This is a genomic window from Vreelandella janggokensis (genome assembly GCF_031451615.1).
Taxonomy (GTDB): Bacteria; Pseudomonadota; Gammaproteobacteria; order Pseudomonadales; family Halomonadaceae; genus Vreelandella; species Vreelandella janggokensis.
Genome location: NZ_JARWAJ010000001.1, coordinates 204,906 through 218,900 on the forward strand (window position 1 = coordinate 204,906; position 13,995 = coordinate 218,900).

Here is a 13,995-nt window from a genome sequence, read left to right on the forward strand (position 1 = left end):
GGCGTTCTAGCTTTATGACTTCTCGGTTGACCGCATGACTGGCCGCCGCTCTCTGTCCAGGCTAATGTAATGGCTTGTCCGGTGCAGCGGTTTTCGGCTTCGACAGTGGAAAAGACGCTTTATTGAACCGCCTGTTGATTCTGGTGGTCCATGGCCCTATAACATACCTATCATTCCTTACATGAGCCTTACATGGTCCTTCTGATCACGATTGCCGCCTTCTCCATCGGTTTTTCCTTTCTATGCTCGATTCTTGAAGCGGCATTACTTTCTATCACGCCAAGCTACATCGCCAAGCAGAAAGAAGATAACCCCAAGCTTCATGCATCGCTGACGCAGTTAAAAGACAATATTGATCGCCCGCTCGCGGCTATTCTGACCCTTAATACGATTGCCCATACGGTAGGGGCCACCGCCGTTGGCGCCCAGGCCGCAGTGGTATTTGGCGAAGCCTCTATTGCCATCGTATCGGCGGTGATGACCATGCTGATTCTGGTGCTCTCGGAGATTATCCCCAAAACGATTGGGGCGACTTACTGGCGGGGGTTGTCGCCGCTGTTGCCGCGTCTGCTCAAGCCGATGATCATCATTCTGCTGCCGTTTATTTGGATGTCGGAGCAAATCACCCGTCGCCTGGGCAAGTCTGAGCACGATGTTGATCTTCGCGATGAAATCAAAGTGCTTGCCCGGGTGGGGCTGGAAGAAAAAGTGCTGGATGCCGATGAAACGCGCACCATCGTCAATATGCTCAATTTGCACGAAATTCCGGTAGGCAAGGCGATGACACCGCGCACTGTCTGCCAGACAGTGCTGCCCCATCTGACGGTGGGAGAATTTGAAGAAACTTACAGCCATACACCGTTCACTCGCTTTCCGGTCATGGATAATGGTGAGCAGGCCTTTGGCTATGTGCATAAAGCGGATATGTATCATGCGGATGAGCACAGCATCATGAAAGACATGATGCATCCGATTGCCAGTGTGGATGTCTCAAGTAATGTGGAGCAGGTGTTTGCTTCAATGCTCAGTGACCGGCTGCACATGCGAGTGATTTACGACGAGCATGGTACCTTCGTTGGCTTGATTACCCTTGAAGACATCATTGAGACGATTCTTGGGCAGGATATCGTCGACGAGACCGACGACGTTGACAACTTGCGCAGCTACGCCAAACAGGTATGGCTGAAGCGGGTCAAACGAGAAACCAAAGCCGCTGAAAAGTCGGCTGGTTCTCATAGCGCCTAATTTTTATATACCGTCCAGAGTAATCAATGCCTTTGCTTATGCCGTTTTTATCACGGTGTGATGGTTTTGATTGGCTTGCTTAGCACTTTATGTTCTATAGTGATGGATCTGAAAGGCGCATAAAGCATTAGGGGTTTTGACCCACAGGAGGAAAACATGTCACTACGTATCAATGCAGTGGTTCCCGATTTTGAAGCCGAAACCAGCCAGGGACCCATTCGCTTTCACGATTGGATTGGCGACAGCTGGGCGATCCTGTTCTCTCACCCCAAAGACTTTACGCCCGTGTGCACCACCGAGTTTGGTGCCGTCGCCACGTTAAGCGATGAGTGGAAGAAACGCGGTACCAAGGTGATTGGTGTTTCGGTCGATGGCGTGGAAGATCACAAGCGCTGGGGCGACGACATTAAAACCGTGAGCGGCAGCGACGTTGATTTTCCGATCATTGCCGATGACGGGCTGACTGTCTCCAAGCTTTACGACATGTTGCCGGAAGACGCCTATCTACCGGATGGCCGCACGCCCGCTGACAGCGCCACGGTACGCTCGGTCTTCATCATCGGGCCTGACAAGCAGCTCAAGCTCTCCATGACCTACCCGATGACCGTAGGCCGCAACTTCGCTGAAATCCTGCGCGCACTGGATGCCTTGCAAGCTACCACCAAGCACGGCGTGGCGACCCCGGCAGACTGGACCGTCGGGCAGGATGTGATTATCCCGCCCAGCGTCTCCGACGAAGATGCGAAGCAAAAATTCGGCGATTACGAGACGGTGCTGCCGTATCTGCGTAAAACGCCGTTGAAGTAAGTTGTATCTTGAAGGCGGGGAATGAAAACCTGCCAAAAAAAGTGCCAGCCTTTCAAAAGGCTGGCACTTTTTATGATGGCCAGGAAAGCTAGCTGGCGGCTTTGAGCGTTAGCTGGTCGATAGACGACGATACATTACGCGACCCCGTCAGTATTTCATTCACGATCGTTTCAATTTCGCTGATGCTTGCCTGGCTCGACTCGCTGCGGTCTATGACTTGCTTCATGGTCTGAGTGGTGCGTGTAACAAGGTCACTGTTTTCCCTGAGCACCAGGGTAATGCTGTCGACCGCTTCACTCGACCCTTTGGCCAGTTGGCGAACCTCATTGGCAACAACGGCAAAGCCGCGCCCCTGCTCTCCGGCGCGAGCGGCTTCCACCGCCGCATTAAGCGAAAGTAAATTGGTCTGGTTGGCAATGTTGGCGATGGCCTCAGTAATCATGTTGATATTTTTTGCCTGCTCGTTGAGCGATTCAACCAGGCGTTGCGCCTCAGACAGCGCCTGGGCTGATTGCTGGGCGTCCTCCAGTACACGCTGCAAGTGAGACAGGCCGCTCTGGGCAATCTGTTCGGTTTCCGATGATGTCGATTGCGCCGTCAACACCGCTTGGTTGGCAGCCTGGGCTTCCCGCATGGCCGAGGTAATGTCGGTGGCAAACTTGACCACTTTAAACACCTCGCCGTTGGCATCCGTAATCGGGTTGTAAGTCGCCTCCAACCAGAGGCTTCTGCCTCGCGAATCCAATCGCTCAAACTTGCCTTGCTTGAATTCGCCTCTGGCCAGCTCTTCCCAAAAATGCGGGTTTTGTTGATAAAACGAGGGCGGGCAAAGTTGACGATGATGCGTACCTGCCAACTGTTCATTGGTGTAGCCTACCGCTTGCTCGAAGTTGGTGTTGGCGTTGATGATGTCGCCTGTCGGAGTGAATTCAATCACTGCCATGGAGCTATCAAGCGCCTGCAGAACAGCGTCCTTGCGCGCCGCTTCCTGATGCTCGGCCGTTACATCATTAGCGACCTTGAAGACACTGACGACACGTCCTCGTCGGTTACAAACAGGCACATAGGTAGCCTCAAGCCATATTTCCTGGCCCCTGGCATCTATGCGCTTGAACGTGCCCTGATGGCTTTCACCTTCAGAAAGCGACCGCCAGAATGATAGATATGCTGAAGAACTCGCCTCTTTTTCCGTGCAGAACAGTCGGTGATGCTGGCCTTTGACGGCTTCTCGCGAATAGCCAACCGCATCCAGGAACTGTTTACTGGCGTCAAGAATAATACCGTCAGGGGTAAACTCTATACAGGCGGTGTGTTGCATCAAGGCACGTCGATGAGCGTTAGTCGTGTTGTTAAAAATCATTGTCTTAAGTCCCGTGTCTTCTAAGCCGCCTGAGTAATCAGTGTATTGCTGTTATTTAATAGTTGTACATATCCTATACGAAAGCGGCGAGATTGACATCCCTTGTCGCCTTGAAGAGCCAACGGTAGATCAAAAAACTGTTTACACACCTCAAGATAATATTGATAGGCGGTATGCAAGGTTCGGGGTATCAAGTGTCCGAGGAGTTCGAGAAGCCGTTTTTATGGGCAATTAGGCAGCTGTTTAGTCGCGGAGAACCCGAGTTGGCTAAACCAGGCGGTAGCGTCACTGCCTGAGTTGTCGCCATCGCTCATCAAGGCGACGCCGTCGATGGTGGTCACCGTGTCACCAAACAAGTTGGCAAAGTCGGCGCGCACGTCGCGTACTTCAGCGACCCATTTGCCGACCTTCGAGGTGCCGCCCTGCAAGGCCATCAATTCGGCACGGTCGGTAAATGCATTGGTCCAGACGCTGCCAGCGTCCTGCGTGGACGACCACACATAGTTGACGGACTGTACCTGCCAGGGCAACAGCCCCGTTTTGCGAGCGACATAGACACGAGCAGGGTAGTCGTCGCCCGCCTTGGTGGTCTCATCGAGTCCCGGGTAGGTGGAATCCACCTGCCAGCACCAGTGCAGGTAGGGTGTTTCATCGAGGTCGATTTCGCGTTCCAGATAGCGTGCCGATGCCTGGCCCTGTGATTGGGCCATTAGCACCCTGGCACCATCCTTTTCGACGATCTCGTAATGGGTCTCACCGTCAAAACTGCGGGTGGGCCAGGTCATGATCTGGTTGGGCGTCAATAATATATCTGCCGTTGCCGCGCTGCTGATCGCCAGCGAACCGACGATAACCACAGCGATTTCAAGTGGGCGTATCGCCATAGCGCAACTCCTAGTCATCAGATGTCGATGTCGTTTTCAATGCGGCAGGGTGGTGTTCACCAATGGCGTGCAGCAGATCAAACTGACGGGCGCAAGCACGGCAGGCCCCACACATGGAAAGGTGAAAACGCAGCGCCGCTCGTTCCCGTAAGGTGAGCGCCTTGTCCTGCTTAAGCGACATCAAGCGTGTCGCTTCACGGCACATCAGCATAGAAGACTCCTTGGTTAGTTGAGCGATCAGGGTGAGTTAAGCTTGCCACTTATGAGGCGGCTTCGGCTTCGGCGCCACCTTCAGCTTCACCCTCAGCGGCACCTTCGGCTTCGGCGCCACCTTCAGCTTCGGCTTCACCCTCAGCACCACCCTCAGCTTCGGCTCCACCTTCTGCTGCGGCCATCATGTAATAACCGGATTCAGTGGTAACGTCGGAGTAGACGGCATGCACTGCCGACCCACCGGCGACCAGGGCCAGAACGGGGACCGCATAGGCGAACCCTTTGGTCAGGCTATCCAGTAACGTTTGTCGTTTATTGTCTGACATAAAGCCTCCTTCACAAAGGCATGAGTTTATTAGGTTAAGTTTTTAAGCATTATTGCCTTTGGCTAGCAGATAGATTGCCATCATAGCGAGCGTCACCTGGAACATCATGCCTCCCAGCGGGTGCGAAGCGGTGGACATAAAGTGCCACTGCCCCCAGTGCACCATGAAGATGGCACCGAGCAGGATGGGCACCATACCCAGCGCACCTAGGCGAGTTATGAGGTCGCCCAAGCGACTCTTCATCAACCCACCCAGGACGACAAGCAAACCGGTGCCAATCTCACCTAGGGCAACAAGAACGCCAAGAATTAGCGGTAGGCTCATCGTGGCCGAAAATGCGGCAATCCCTGAGCCCATGAATTTGTCGATTCCCATGAAAATAAAGACACTGGCCAAGCCCAGGCGCAACAACCAGTGCGCATGGCGTTCTATTAAAGATGCCTCTAGGGAGCGTGTGGTCGTATCGTTTTGCATTTGATTGCCTCCTCCTCAATGCCAAGCCTTATTGTTAGCTACTAGCCTTCAAAAGCCATCAAGCCGTGCTTTACAGGTCTTAGTGGGCAAGAGACGTAAAACTTTACAGCGGATCGCATATTTTGAGGGGGAGGGGGAAGCGTTAGGCTAACCAGCCTTTTTCAACACAGTGGCGTAACTTTAGCCTAGCTCGATGCAATATGACCCAGCAATTGGTCTCTGTTATGTCCAGTATCTGGCATATTTCCTGCGTTGAAAGCTCCATGAGTTCACGCATCGTGAAAACGCGAGCCGTGTTTTCCGGCAGTGCTATGAGGCAGGCATCCAGTACTTTCCAAAATGCCGTGTTTTCTAGTATCTGATCGGGGTCGCCCCATGGCGTTGGACGATTCGCTGCCCGCCAGCGTCCGTTGTCCTGAAAGAGGCTTTCCAGTGCATCGTCCTCACTCTGATCATCATTTTGCCACGCGACATAGCGGTCTTGCTGGCGGAATCTTTCGAGAATCTTGTTTTTGAGGATGCCGAAGACCCAGGTCTCGAACGCGGAACGCCCGGCAAAGGTATCGTGCTTTTCCAGTGCGGTGACCAGCGTGTCCTGCACGGTATCCTCAGCTGCGGCGTTATCGCGAAGCTGTAAGCGAGCGAAGGCGACGAGCTTGGGTCGCAGCGCCGCAATATGTTCATCGGGTGAATGCGTGGCGGTTATCACGTTAGTCCTCAACGACAAGATCTGATGGCAGAAAAATGTTCATGCTCATACGCGAGTTTATATCGGTGTATCGACCACGTCGTTTACCTGTAGAACCGGCTCCATATTGGTGAAGTTGGCGATATCGGCCAGCAGTTGATCACCGACCTCTGCAAATGCCGCTTCAAAGCGTTGAGCCGATTCAAATCCCAGGTGCGCCACAAGATGATAGGGCGCTTGAGGATCGATCTGGCGGTGGACACGAAGATAACGCAAACCGCGTTTTTCAAGCAGCGAATTGACCAGCGGGGCGTGCTTTTCCAAGTAGTAATCATCGTCAAAAGACAATGTATCAGTATTTGGGTAGGCAACCATGACGTCAATCATCAATTTCTCCAGCTAATAAATAGGCTTGTGGCCGTACTCGCGACCACAAGTTAACGCGGTTTATGACGCGGGTGCTTCCCACGCAAGCGGCTTGAGCTCTTCGTTGAGCGGTGTGCCGGCAATGTGGTTGGTGTAGTTCGAGAGCGTTTTCAGCGCACAGGCAATGACCAGCTCAAGCACCTGCTGATGGGTAAAGCCCGCTTCAAGAAAGGCGTCAAGCTCCGGCTGCTCGGCCCAGCCACGCTGAGCATTCAAGTGGCGTGCAAAACGCGTAACGGCGGCCAGTTTGGCATCGCTGGGCGTCTTGCGATCGCGTAGATCCTTGACGATCTCGTCGTCGGCGCCGGCTTGTTTAATGCCACCGGTATGCGCGGCGACGCAAAATGCGCAGTGGTTATCAGCGCTGATGGCAAGCAAGGCCGTCTGCTGTTCCACCGGGCTCAGGCTGGTCTTGGCATAGATGCCGTCAAGCGTCATATACGCTTCGAGAAGCGTCGGTGCTTCGGCCATCTTGGCAAAGATATTCGGAAGGAAGCCCATTTTCTTTTCGGCGGCTTTCAAGTTCGCTTGTGCGGCTTCGGGTGCTCTATCGGCGGTGTGTAATGGAAAATCAGCCATTTCGCTCTCCTTGGATCGATGAATAATCGGTTGATGCAGGATTGCTGCATTGTGCTACTTGATTATGGAACAATCGGTTCAAAAATAACAATGGTCAATAAGAAAAATCCTGATCGTCACCGTTGTTGAAAAAAACTGTAAAGTTTTGACCGTATATCCCACCAATCACTATGGCGAGAAGGCGGGGGAGGAGCTGAGATGAAAGCAATACTGCATCGCATGGGCTACATGATGAGCTGCTGGCTGTCCTGCCCACGCCATGACAAGTTGAGTGCGGGGCCAAACAATGAGCAGGTGGCGTCGTTGTTACAGCCGGGCGATGTCTTGCTTGTCGAGGGTTCATCACGACTGAGTGTGGTCATCCAATACCTGACCCAGTCGTCATGGTCCCATGCGGCACTATATCTGGGCGCCGATCAAGCCCGGCGCCTCGGTGCTCAGGGAGAGGAATGCTTTATTGAGGCCGACGTCGCGGAAGGCGTCCGCTTGGTCAGGTTGAGCGAGTTCAAGGGGTGCCATCTGCGCATCTGTCGCCCGGTCGGTTTACACGACAGCGAAATAGCGGCGTTGATGGCGTATGTCGGCCAGCGGCTTGGACAGCGATACGACCTGCACAACATCGTTGACCTGGGGCGTTATTTCTTCCCCCTGCCACCCGTGCCGCAGCGCTTTAGAAAGCGCTTTCTGACGCTGGGGAGCGGTGATCCTACCCGCGCCATCTGCTCCACGCTGATCGCCCAGGCTTTTCAGTCGGTGCTTTATCCGATCTTGCCCATCGAGGAGGGGGATGTATCGCCAGCATCGAAAGCTTACGGCAGCGATCAGTTGATGACACAGCGCCATTACTCGTTATTCACCCCGCGAGATTTTGATTTATCGCCCTATTTCGACATTATCAAACCGCGCTTGGCGAATGGTTTTGACCCGCATCGGCTGCACTGGCGAGAAGCTAGCGCGCCGTATTTGACATGATGTCTGAAAAGGGGCGCTGCATGATTTATCGCAGAATGCCCCAAGGTTACGCATCCACCCTGAAATGACGAGTAAAGAAAACCCATGAGTCGAGTGTTCACGCCCTTAAATCCTGAGTATGTCTCCAAGCGAAATCATGTCGCCTTGATAGTGGGGGCGTTGATGCTTCCCGGGATGGCCACGGCCCAGCCAGACCCGAATGCGGACGGTTATTATGCGATACCGGCGCAGGGCGACCTGATTGGGCAGGACTACGAAGTCATCGCCAATAAAAACGATACGCTTTTGGATATCGCCCGGGAACATAATGTTGGCTACGAGGAAATCCGCTCCGCCAACCCGGAGGTCAGTCTTTGGGTGCCCGGTGAAGGCACGTCGGTGACCATTCCGCGTCGGCATATCCTGCCGAACGTCGAGCGCAAGGGGGTGGTGATCAACATTGCCGAGTTGAGGCTCTATTACTATCCCCAGTCGGACGAGGGGCAGCCATCGCGCGTGGCGACCTACCCCATCGGCATTGGGCGAGAGGGGTATGACACGCCGCTGGGCATTACCCAGACCACCATGCGGCTAGAACAACCGGCCTGGTATCCGCCCAGTTCGATGCGCCAGGAAGCGGCTGAACGGGGCGACCCGCCGCCAGAGGTCGTGCCTCCCGGTCCCGATAACCCGCTCGGCGAGTACGCCATCCTGCTGGATATCCCCGGCTATCTGATTCATGGCACAAACCAGCCCGACGGTATCGGCATGCGGGCCAGCCGTGGCTGTATCCGCATGTACCCAGAGGATATCGAGTCCGTCTTTGATGAAGTGCCTACCAACACCCAGGTCAATATCATTGACCACCCCATCAAGGTGGGGGAGGACGAACAGGGAAATACCTACTTTCAGGTCTTCAAGAGCGTCGAGAGTGCCGAGTCGGGCATCAGGCAGTTAGAGGACATGCTGGTAACGAGAGGTGCCATTGACGAGGAGAGGGAAGGCCTCCTGGACAAGGTTCGGCTGATGGCGCATTTTGCTGAACCTGACGACCAGATACATTCGTTATCGCCCTTTTATCAGGCGGTGATCGAACCGCCTGGCGAGGCCGATGTCATGACGGTTTATCGCTTGTTGGACGAGCCAGCAGCGGCAAGCTGCTAGCGAGTGACTCTGTTTCAGGCGTCGAACGCCCCATTGAGATGAGGCTCAATGGGACTTGATGTGGTCGGCTAATGGCACTTATTGATTAGTTGCGAAGTTGGCGATGTGCATGAACAACGCGTCCAGTTCACTGGCAACATGCGCCAACTCATCATCGTCACCCTGCCCGTAGGGAGCGAAAACGGCGCTAGGCGTCTTCCACGACAGCGTGGCGCTTTCTGCGTCATTTTCGGTGACGTAAAAGCGCAGTGGCGCTTCAATCATGGCGGGGACGCTTTCGCGGATAATGCGCACGGCAAAATCGTTACGAAATACGCCGATGACCCTGTTACCGGGAATCGTTTCGCCGCGCCGGGCAGCGGCGTCGGTTGGACTGGCTTCGGTCACTATCAGCATGTCGGCCTGTTCAACGGCGCGGCGCAGGTCCTCCACCAGGTCGGCATAGGCTATCTCTGTGGTTATCACGTTCCAGCCGTCCTGTGGCCAGTCTATAGACTTCTGAGCATTCGCCTGAAGCGAAAAGCTTAGGAGTATGGCCACGCTGATAAGAGCCACTATTCGGCGTTTGAAACCTGCAAACGTAGATGGGCGGTAAAACGGTAGTCTATAAGGCGAAAGCCTGGAGTTTATAAGCATAGGGGCTCTCGGTGTTGGCGTAGCGTTTTGATCTTGATGCTTAGTGGTTAATGCAGGCAGACCCTTACTTACATGGCGCGTTTTATTTTATGCAATGGCGTCTCATTGAAAAAATGTTTGGCTTCCGGCCATAAAAAGGGAGAGTCATTAAGTGTTCTGATCTGGGCTGCAGGGAGGGAAAGCTCTTAAAAGGCTTTGTTTTGAATGCAGTGAAAAGCCATCTGGTAGTGGCAGTCGTCAAGTTTGACTAACGCTGGGTAGTGATTAAGTAGTGGTTTTTAATTGCTTATAGAAACATAAAGATAAAAGAGCCCCTACGAAATCGTAGAAGCTCGAAGTATTACATTTAGTAAACTAGATGGTATTAGGTATCCTGATCTTCGAGTATCATCTGGACCATAGCCTCAAGCTCTGCCACTTTTTCTTCGAGAGCTTTGGTCTTGCCCTCTTCTTCGGTTGTCTCAATGTAGTTTTCGTTAATCTTGGCCATATGCTCCTCAATGGCCGCAGAGTCCATGGCCAAGGCAGAACCCGCCATAAGAGTTGCTAATAGCCCGGTAGTAATTACTTTAATATTCATGGTGATACCTCGTTTTATCATGCAATGAGTGTTGGAGATATGACACCAGATTGCGCTGTTGCTCAATCTTGGTCTTTATTTGTGAAGGAGTACGCAAGAAACTTACAAACTTTTTTGGTATGGCGATCTTAAGTTATAGAGCAATGAATTTGGCACAGATCATGATAAGTTGCTCGTATTTGACATTCTGCACTTCATCGACATGTGCGTAAAAAGATTGACAGGCTAGAGAAAATCGAAAATACGTTGGACGAAATGAACGACCGATACCACGTTCTACAAGGCAATATCAGTTGCCCGATGATTGAGTCCTTACACGAAGAGACCAGTGTTACTGGAAACAAGTCAGTTGGTTTCGTTTCACAAAAGGCGTATCAATTGATCTCTAGGGGCCGTGTGATGCCTCGGAAGCCCGGGAAATAAGATTAAGCTGATAAACCTTTCTGACTTGATGGCTGAGCCCAGTAACGTAGCGTCGATGGATGAACGCCGAAGTGCTCGGGTAGCGCGATGCCCAGCTGTTCGCAGAGCAGGCCCAGCAGCGCCATATGGTGAATGCTGTGGCTGGTTAAAAATGCCAGCTCCCGGCCCAGGCTGGTGGGCAGTGCTACCGAATCGTCAACGTCACCCTCAACCGGATAGCTCAGCGTCAGGGCGGCATCGTGTTGCATGGTCGCTAATGCCTTGAGCCCCGCCTGCAGCGCTTCGACGCGCTCACCCGCGTAACCGGGCTGGGTTTCCAGCGCCGCTTCCCGCGGGCGATTTTCATAGTCAAAGATCGCCTGGGTAGATGTCGTCGCGCAGGCATCCAGCAGGGTTTGGTAGTGCTCAAGGATATGGCGAACGTGCTTGCCTAGCGACTGAGTCCCCTTGGCGCCGAGCGAGCGCTGGTAATCGTGTGCCGAAACGCGGCCCAGCAGTTGGGCGAGCTGCGCGAGGGTTTGCACGTTTTCGTCAATCAGTGGCGACAGCGATGATGTCGACATGGTCGTTAGCCTCCCGGTGAAGTGTGCCGGTGCGGACACCGGCACAGAAGCAGTTATCTTGGTGGGCAAGGCCGGTGTTAGCCGGCTTCGGCACCGCCTTCACCTTCACCTTCACCTTCCATTTCTTCTTCGCCTTCGCCCTCAGCGCCACCTTCTGCCAGCATCATGGGTGCTTCCTGCATCGAGGTGAATCCGTCGGTGGGCTCGTCGGCCTGGGCCTGAAAGGCCAGACCACCTGCGACCAGCGCAAGGGCGGGGGCGGTATAGCCGAACCGACGGCTAAGGCGGCTTAGTAAACGACGTTTAGCTTCGTGTTGAGACATGAGGCTTCTCCTTTTGGTGTGACAAGCAAATGCGCCAGATGGCGCGACTTCCTGCCGCTATACCGCGGCGTGGGAAGAGGGTAAAAGCGGTGTCCGGTCAAGCCACTGCGTAACGGCCTCGACCTGGGTGCTGGCCAGCCGCGCGCCATGCGCGTCCTGGGTTATGTGCTGCAGCGCGGTCAAGGCTTCAGGGCTTAACCCTTGTGAATGGTCTGCTGTTTCCAGGGCCACGGGGAGCAGGGCGCCGAGTAACTCGAGCGACGACGGCGCCTCTGGGCTGTCGCTCGGGTCGGCATCAAGCCATAACAGCCCAACGCAAGGGCCACGCTCCTGAAACAGGAATCCGGCATCCCCAAGCGGTACATTAAGCGGTTCCAGGGTATCCGGTGTGGCCAGTGAGAGGCGTGCCCCGCGCGTCAGGGCAAGACCGTTCTGTGCCGCCACAGCCTTCAGCGTGCCCATCGCCTGGGCAGGCTCCTGGTCGGGCACCACGCAGACGACATGCCCCTCCGGCCGACTCAGCAGGACGACGTCGAGCACCAACTGCCCGTCACCGGTAGCGTGGGACAAGCAGTGCTGGGTGAGGGCAGGGACGATGTCGTCGAGGTGCAGGCGGGAGCGAATCACGCGGCTGTCGCTGGTCAGGCAGTAACCGTTGGCGCTTTCCAGTATATGCAGCGACGTGTCAGGGGCGTTGCCGTCGGCTTCCAGCAGCGGCGCCAGTGTCTCGGCAATGCGCGCTGCCACGGGGCCTTGTGGCGCGCTGATCGACCAGCGGCGCTGATCAAAAAACAACGTACCGCGCCAGGTGGCGGGACGCTCGCGAGCGGAAGATGTCGTGTCGGGCACTGAAGTGTCGCGATCCCCGGGCGCCAGCAGCCCATGTTGCCACCATAGCGAGAGCGTCGCCCAGAGGTCGCTGGCCAGGGTGTCGGCATCGACCTGCCCGCCGCTAGCCGCCTGGAGCTGCTCGAGCACGCTCTCGATCGGCGCGCCTTCGCTGACCAGCAGCCAGATCAGCGCCGCGCTGTCGTTGAGCTGAAAGTAGCGACCGCTGGGATGGTGGTAAAGCGCCAGACGATCGTCATCGATAAGCTCGCTGACGTCCTGGCCTTGGAAAGACAGGCTCAGCGGGGCGAGTTCGGTCGCCAGCCGGTAATCGGCAAGGCTGGGTAGCCCGACAAAGGGCAGGTGGCGATGGGCGTCCTGGGTCGGGTAGAGCGGCACGAAGCCACCCGCCCGTTCGCGCTCGGCCGCCAGCGCAGCGGCATCGAAGGTGGCCGTCTCCCGGGGTGGCTGAGCAAGCCCGGTGAGGGCAATCATGTCCTGCACCAGCCCGGTTTTGACGGCCTCTTCGACCACGCCGCCATGTTCGGGCTTGGCGCAGGTGCCCAGCGAAGGGCTCAGGTTGCACTCCAGAATCCAGGGCTTGAGCTGGTCGTCCACCAGGCAGTCAAGGCCGATCAACTCGTAACAGCCCCGCGGGTCGGCACCGTCTTCCCGGGAGCGGGCGCGCATCGCCTCGACGCCGGACAGCGCGGTCAGCGTGGCCAGATCCTGAAGCTGGCTAAACAGCGTCTGGTCGTCGTGGCCCTGTTCGCGAAGCCAGTGGCGATAGCGGTCAAGGTCGATAAACTCCACCGGAATATTGGCATCCAGGTTGAGCGCGTTGATGTCGGGGTTGGTCAGCTGGCTAAAGGGATTGTCGATGTCATCCGGGCTCCACGGCGCCGAGGCCAGCTTGGCAAAGCCCTGGTCGTAGAGATACACGCGTAGCGGGTCAATGCTGGCAATCAGCATATAAAGGCGAAGCACGTACTTGTGGCCACGGATGGTGTGGGGGTTGGCAATATACTCCTGCACCAGCCAGTTAGGTTCCAGCGGTGCGGTGGTCGGATCGCGCAACACCTGAACCCCTTGGCCCTTGGACGCATTGGTCGGCTTCAAGATCCAGCGCTTGTCGGGATGCGCGGCGGCGTCCTCGACCAGCGCGGGGTAGTCGTGGGGCATTTCATAGGCGCGGGGGAAGAAGTTCAACCGCTTCGTGTTGGGGTGCGCTTCCCCAAAGTGGCGCCGGGTGCGTTCGCGCAGCCCTCTCAACCCCGCATGCAGGCGGCTTTTGACCGTGAGCGCGGCGTTGCCGGGAATATGGTTCATCACGCGGCTGGGAGACGTCGCCTTGAATGCCGCCCTGGGCGGCATGCCGGTGACCCAGGCTGCCTGCCACTGCGCGTCGTCGCCTTGCTGCCAGCCCTTGGCTTCCAGCGTCTGGCGAAAAAAAACATCCTGCTCGGCATGGCGTTTGCCGCTCAGCCAAAAGCGTGGTGGGGGAGTAGCGTGCGCGCTCATCCTG

At 55.6% G+C, this 13,995-nt stretch carries 17 protein-coding genes; 4 read left to right on the top strand and 13 right to left on the bottom strand.

Going from position 1 to position 13,995, the window contains the following annotated elements; genetic code table 11:
* Positions 1–192: 192 nt before the first annotated feature.
* Together QC816_RS00940 and QC816_RS00945 are read left to right on the top strand one after the other, a co-directional pair.
* Positions 193–1,245: a CNNM domain-containing protein gene (locus QC816_RS00940; protein ID WP_085917176.1), complete on the top strand. Its 1,053-nt coding sequence runs from the start codon at positions 193–195 to the stop codon at positions 1,243–1,245.
* Between the two features lie 156 nt (positions 1,246–1,401).
* A complete protein-coding gene (locus QC816_RS00945; RefSeq protein ID WP_085917177.1) occupies positions 1,402–2,052 on the top strand; it encodes a peroxiredoxin in 651 nt (216 codons plus the stop codon).
* 88 nt (positions 2,053–2,140) lie between these two features.
* Here QC816_RS00945 and QC816_RS00950 read toward each other — a convergent pair whose 3' ends face one another.
* The 8 genes from QC816_RS00950 to QC816_RS00985 form a co-directional block, all read right to left on the bottom strand.
* A complete protein-coding gene (locus tag QC816_RS00950; RefSeq protein ID WP_309780579.1) occupies positions 2,141–3,412 on the bottom strand; it encodes a methyl-accepting chemotaxis protein in 1,272 nt (423 codons plus the stop codon).
* A gap of 221 nt (positions 3,413–3,633) precedes the next feature.
* Positions 3,634–4,296 (bottom strand): DUF3047 domain-containing protein, encoded by a 663-nt coding sequence (locus QC816_RS00955; RefSeq protein ID WP_309780580.1) that lies wholly within the window; start codon positions 4,294–4,296, stop codon positions 3,634–3,636.
* A gap of 10 nt (positions 4,297–4,306) precedes the next feature.
* Positions 4,307–4,507 carry a zf-HC2 domain-containing protein gene (locus tag QC816_RS00960; protein WP_085917180.1) on the bottom strand — a complete coding sequence of 67 codons (201 nt, stop codon included), beginning with the start codon at positions 4,505–4,507 and terminating at the stop codon, positions 4,307–4,309.
* A gap of 49 nt (positions 4,508–4,556) precedes the next feature.
* The gene (locus QC816_RS00965; RefSeq protein WP_309780581.1) at positions 4,557–4,835 is read right to left on the bottom strand and encodes a hypothetical protein; all 279 of its coding nucleotides are present in this window, start codon (positions 4,833–4,835) and stop codon (positions 4,557–4,559) included.
* A gap of 42 nt (positions 4,836–4,877) precedes the next feature.
* On the bottom strand, positions 4,878–5,309 hold the full coding sequence (locus tag QC816_RS00970; protein WP_085917182.1) for a DoxX family protein: 432 nt from the start codon (positions 5,307–5,309) through the stop codon (positions 4,878–4,880).
* A gap of 142 nt (positions 5,310–5,451) precedes the next feature.
* Positions 5,452–6,018, bottom strand: a complete 567-nt coding sequence (locus QC816_RS00975; RefSeq protein ID WP_309780582.1) for a sigma-70 family RNA polymerase sigma factor — start codon at positions 6,016–6,018, stop codon at positions 5,452–5,454.
* A gap of 57 nt (positions 6,019–6,075) precedes the next feature.
* Positions 6,076–6,384, bottom strand: coding sequence for an EthD family reductase (locus tag QC816_RS00980; RefSeq protein ID WP_309780583.1), 309 nt, complete (start codon positions 6,382–6,384; stop codon positions 6,076–6,078).
* A gap of 60 nt (positions 6,385–6,444) precedes the next feature.
* Positions 6,445–7,002 (bottom strand): carboxymuconolactone decarboxylase family protein, encoded by a 558-nt coding sequence (locus QC816_RS00985; protein WP_309780584.1) that lies wholly within the window; start codon positions 7,000–7,002, stop codon positions 6,445–6,447.
* 198 nt (positions 7,003–7,200) lie between these two features.
* Here QC816_RS00985 and QC816_RS00990 point away from each other — a divergent pair, with 198 nt between their 5' ends.
* Together QC816_RS00990 and QC816_RS00995 are read left to right on the top strand one after the other, a co-directional pair.
* Positions 7,201–7,974, top strand: a complete 774-nt coding sequence (locus QC816_RS00990) for a YiiX/YebB-like N1pC/P60 family cysteine hydrolase (RefSeq protein ID WP_309780585.1) — start codon at positions 7,201–7,203, stop codon at positions 7,972–7,974.
* 84 nt (positions 7,975–8,058) lie between these two features.
* Complete coding sequence (locus tag QC816_RS00995) at positions 8,059–9,117, top strand: L,D-transpeptidase family protein (protein ID WP_422823720.1); 1,059 nt, start codon at positions 8,059–8,061, stop codon at positions 9,115–9,117.
* A 78-nt stretch (positions 9,118–9,195) separates the two neighbouring features.
* Here the strand turns inward: QC816_RS00995 and QC816_RS01000 are convergent, their stop codons facing one another.
* From QC816_RS01000 to QC816_RS01020, 5 genes are all read right to left on the bottom strand, one after another.
* The gene (locus QC816_RS01000) at positions 9,196–9,582 is read right to left on the bottom strand and encodes a DUF302 domain-containing protein (RefSeq protein WP_309780586.1); all 387 of its coding nucleotides are present in this window, start codon (positions 9,580–9,582) and stop codon (positions 9,196–9,198) included.
* A gap of 535 nt (positions 9,583–10,117) precedes the next feature.
* Positions 10,118–10,333 (bottom strand): hypothetical protein, encoded by a 216-nt coding sequence (locus tag QC816_RS01005; protein ID WP_309780587.1) that lies wholly within the window; start codon positions 10,331–10,333, stop codon positions 10,118–10,120.
* Between the two features lie 425 nt (positions 10,334–10,758).
* Positions 10,759–11,319 carry a DinB family protein gene (locus QC816_RS01010; RefSeq protein ID WP_309780588.1) on the bottom strand — a complete coding sequence of 187 codons (561 nt, stop codon included), beginning with the start codon at positions 11,317–11,319 and terminating at the stop codon, positions 10,759–10,761.
* A gap of 77 nt (positions 11,320–11,396) precedes the next feature.
* A complete protein-coding gene (locus tag QC816_RS01015) occupies positions 11,397–11,642 on the bottom strand; it encodes a hypothetical protein (RefSeq protein ID WP_085917186.1) in 246 nt (81 codons plus the stop codon).
* Between the two features lie 57 nt (positions 11,643–11,699).
* Complete coding sequence (locus QC816_RS01020) at positions 11,700–13,991, bottom strand: PqqD family peptide modification chaperone (protein WP_309780589.1); 2,292 nt, start codon at positions 13,989–13,991, stop codon at positions 11,700–11,702.
* Positions 13,992–13,995: the final 4 nt, after the last annotated feature.

Excerpts from the sequence above, each read along its gene's own strand:
- QC816_RS01010 (WP_309780588.1), bottom strand. The coding sequence starts at position 11,319 with ATGTCGACATCATCGCTGTCGCCACTGATTGACGAAAACGTGCAAACC.
- QC816_RS00940 (WP_085917176.1), top strand. The coding sequence starts at position 193 with ATGGTCCTTCTGATCACGATTGCCGCCTTCTCCATCGGTTTTTCCTTT.
- QC816_RS01005 (WP_309780587.1), bottom strand. The coding sequence starts at position 10,333 with ATGAATATTAAAGTAATTACTACCGGGCTATTAGCAACTCTTATGGCG.
- QC816_RS00995 (WP_422823720.1), top strand. The coding sequence starts at position 8,059 with ATGAGTCGAGTGTTCACGCCCTTAAATCCTGAGTATGTCTCCAAGCGA.
- QC816_RS00985 (WP_309780584.1), bottom strand. The coding sequence starts at position 7,002 with ATGGCTGATTTTCCATTACACACCGCCGATAGAGCACCCGAAGCCGCA.
- QC816_RS00950 (WP_309780579.1), bottom strand. The coding sequence starts at position 3,412 with ATGATTTTTAACAACACGACTAACGCTCATCGACGTGCCTTGATGCAA.
- QC816_RS00980 (WP_309780583.1), bottom strand. The coding sequence starts at position 6,384 with ATGATTGACGTCATGGTTGCCTACCCAAATACTGATACATTGTCTTTT.
- QC816_RS00955 (WP_309780580.1), bottom strand. The coding sequence starts at position 4,296 with ATGGCGATACGCCCACTTGAAATCGCTGTGGTTATCGTCGGTTCGCTG.
- QC816_RS01020 (WP_309780589.1), bottom strand. The coding sequence starts at position 13,991 with ATGAGCGCGCACGCTACTCCCCCACCACGCTTTTGGCTGAGCGGCAAA.
- QC816_RS00945 (WP_085917177.1), top strand. The coding sequence starts at position 1,402 with ATGTCACTACGTATCAATGCAGTGGTTCCCGATTTTGAAGCCGAAACC.
- QC816_RS00965 (WP_309780581.1), bottom strand. The coding sequence starts at position 4,835 with ATGTCAGACAATAAACGACAAACGTTACTGGATAGCCTGACCAAAGGG.
- QC816_RS00990 (WP_309780585.1), top strand. The coding sequence starts at position 7,201 with ATGAAAGCAATACTGCATCGCATGGGCTACATGATGAGCTGCTGGCTG.
- QC816_RS01015 (WP_085917186.1), bottom strand. The coding sequence starts at position 11,642 with ATGTCTCAACACGAAGCTAAACGTCGTTTACTAAGCCGCCTTAGCCGT.
- QC816_RS00970 (WP_085917182.1), bottom strand. The coding sequence starts at position 5,309 with ATGCAAAACGATACGACCACACGCTCCCTAGAGGCATCTTTAATAGAA.
- QC816_RS00960 (WP_085917180.1), bottom strand. The coding sequence starts at position 4,507 with ATGCTGATGTGCCGTGAAGCGACACGCTTGATGTCGCTTAAGCAGGAC.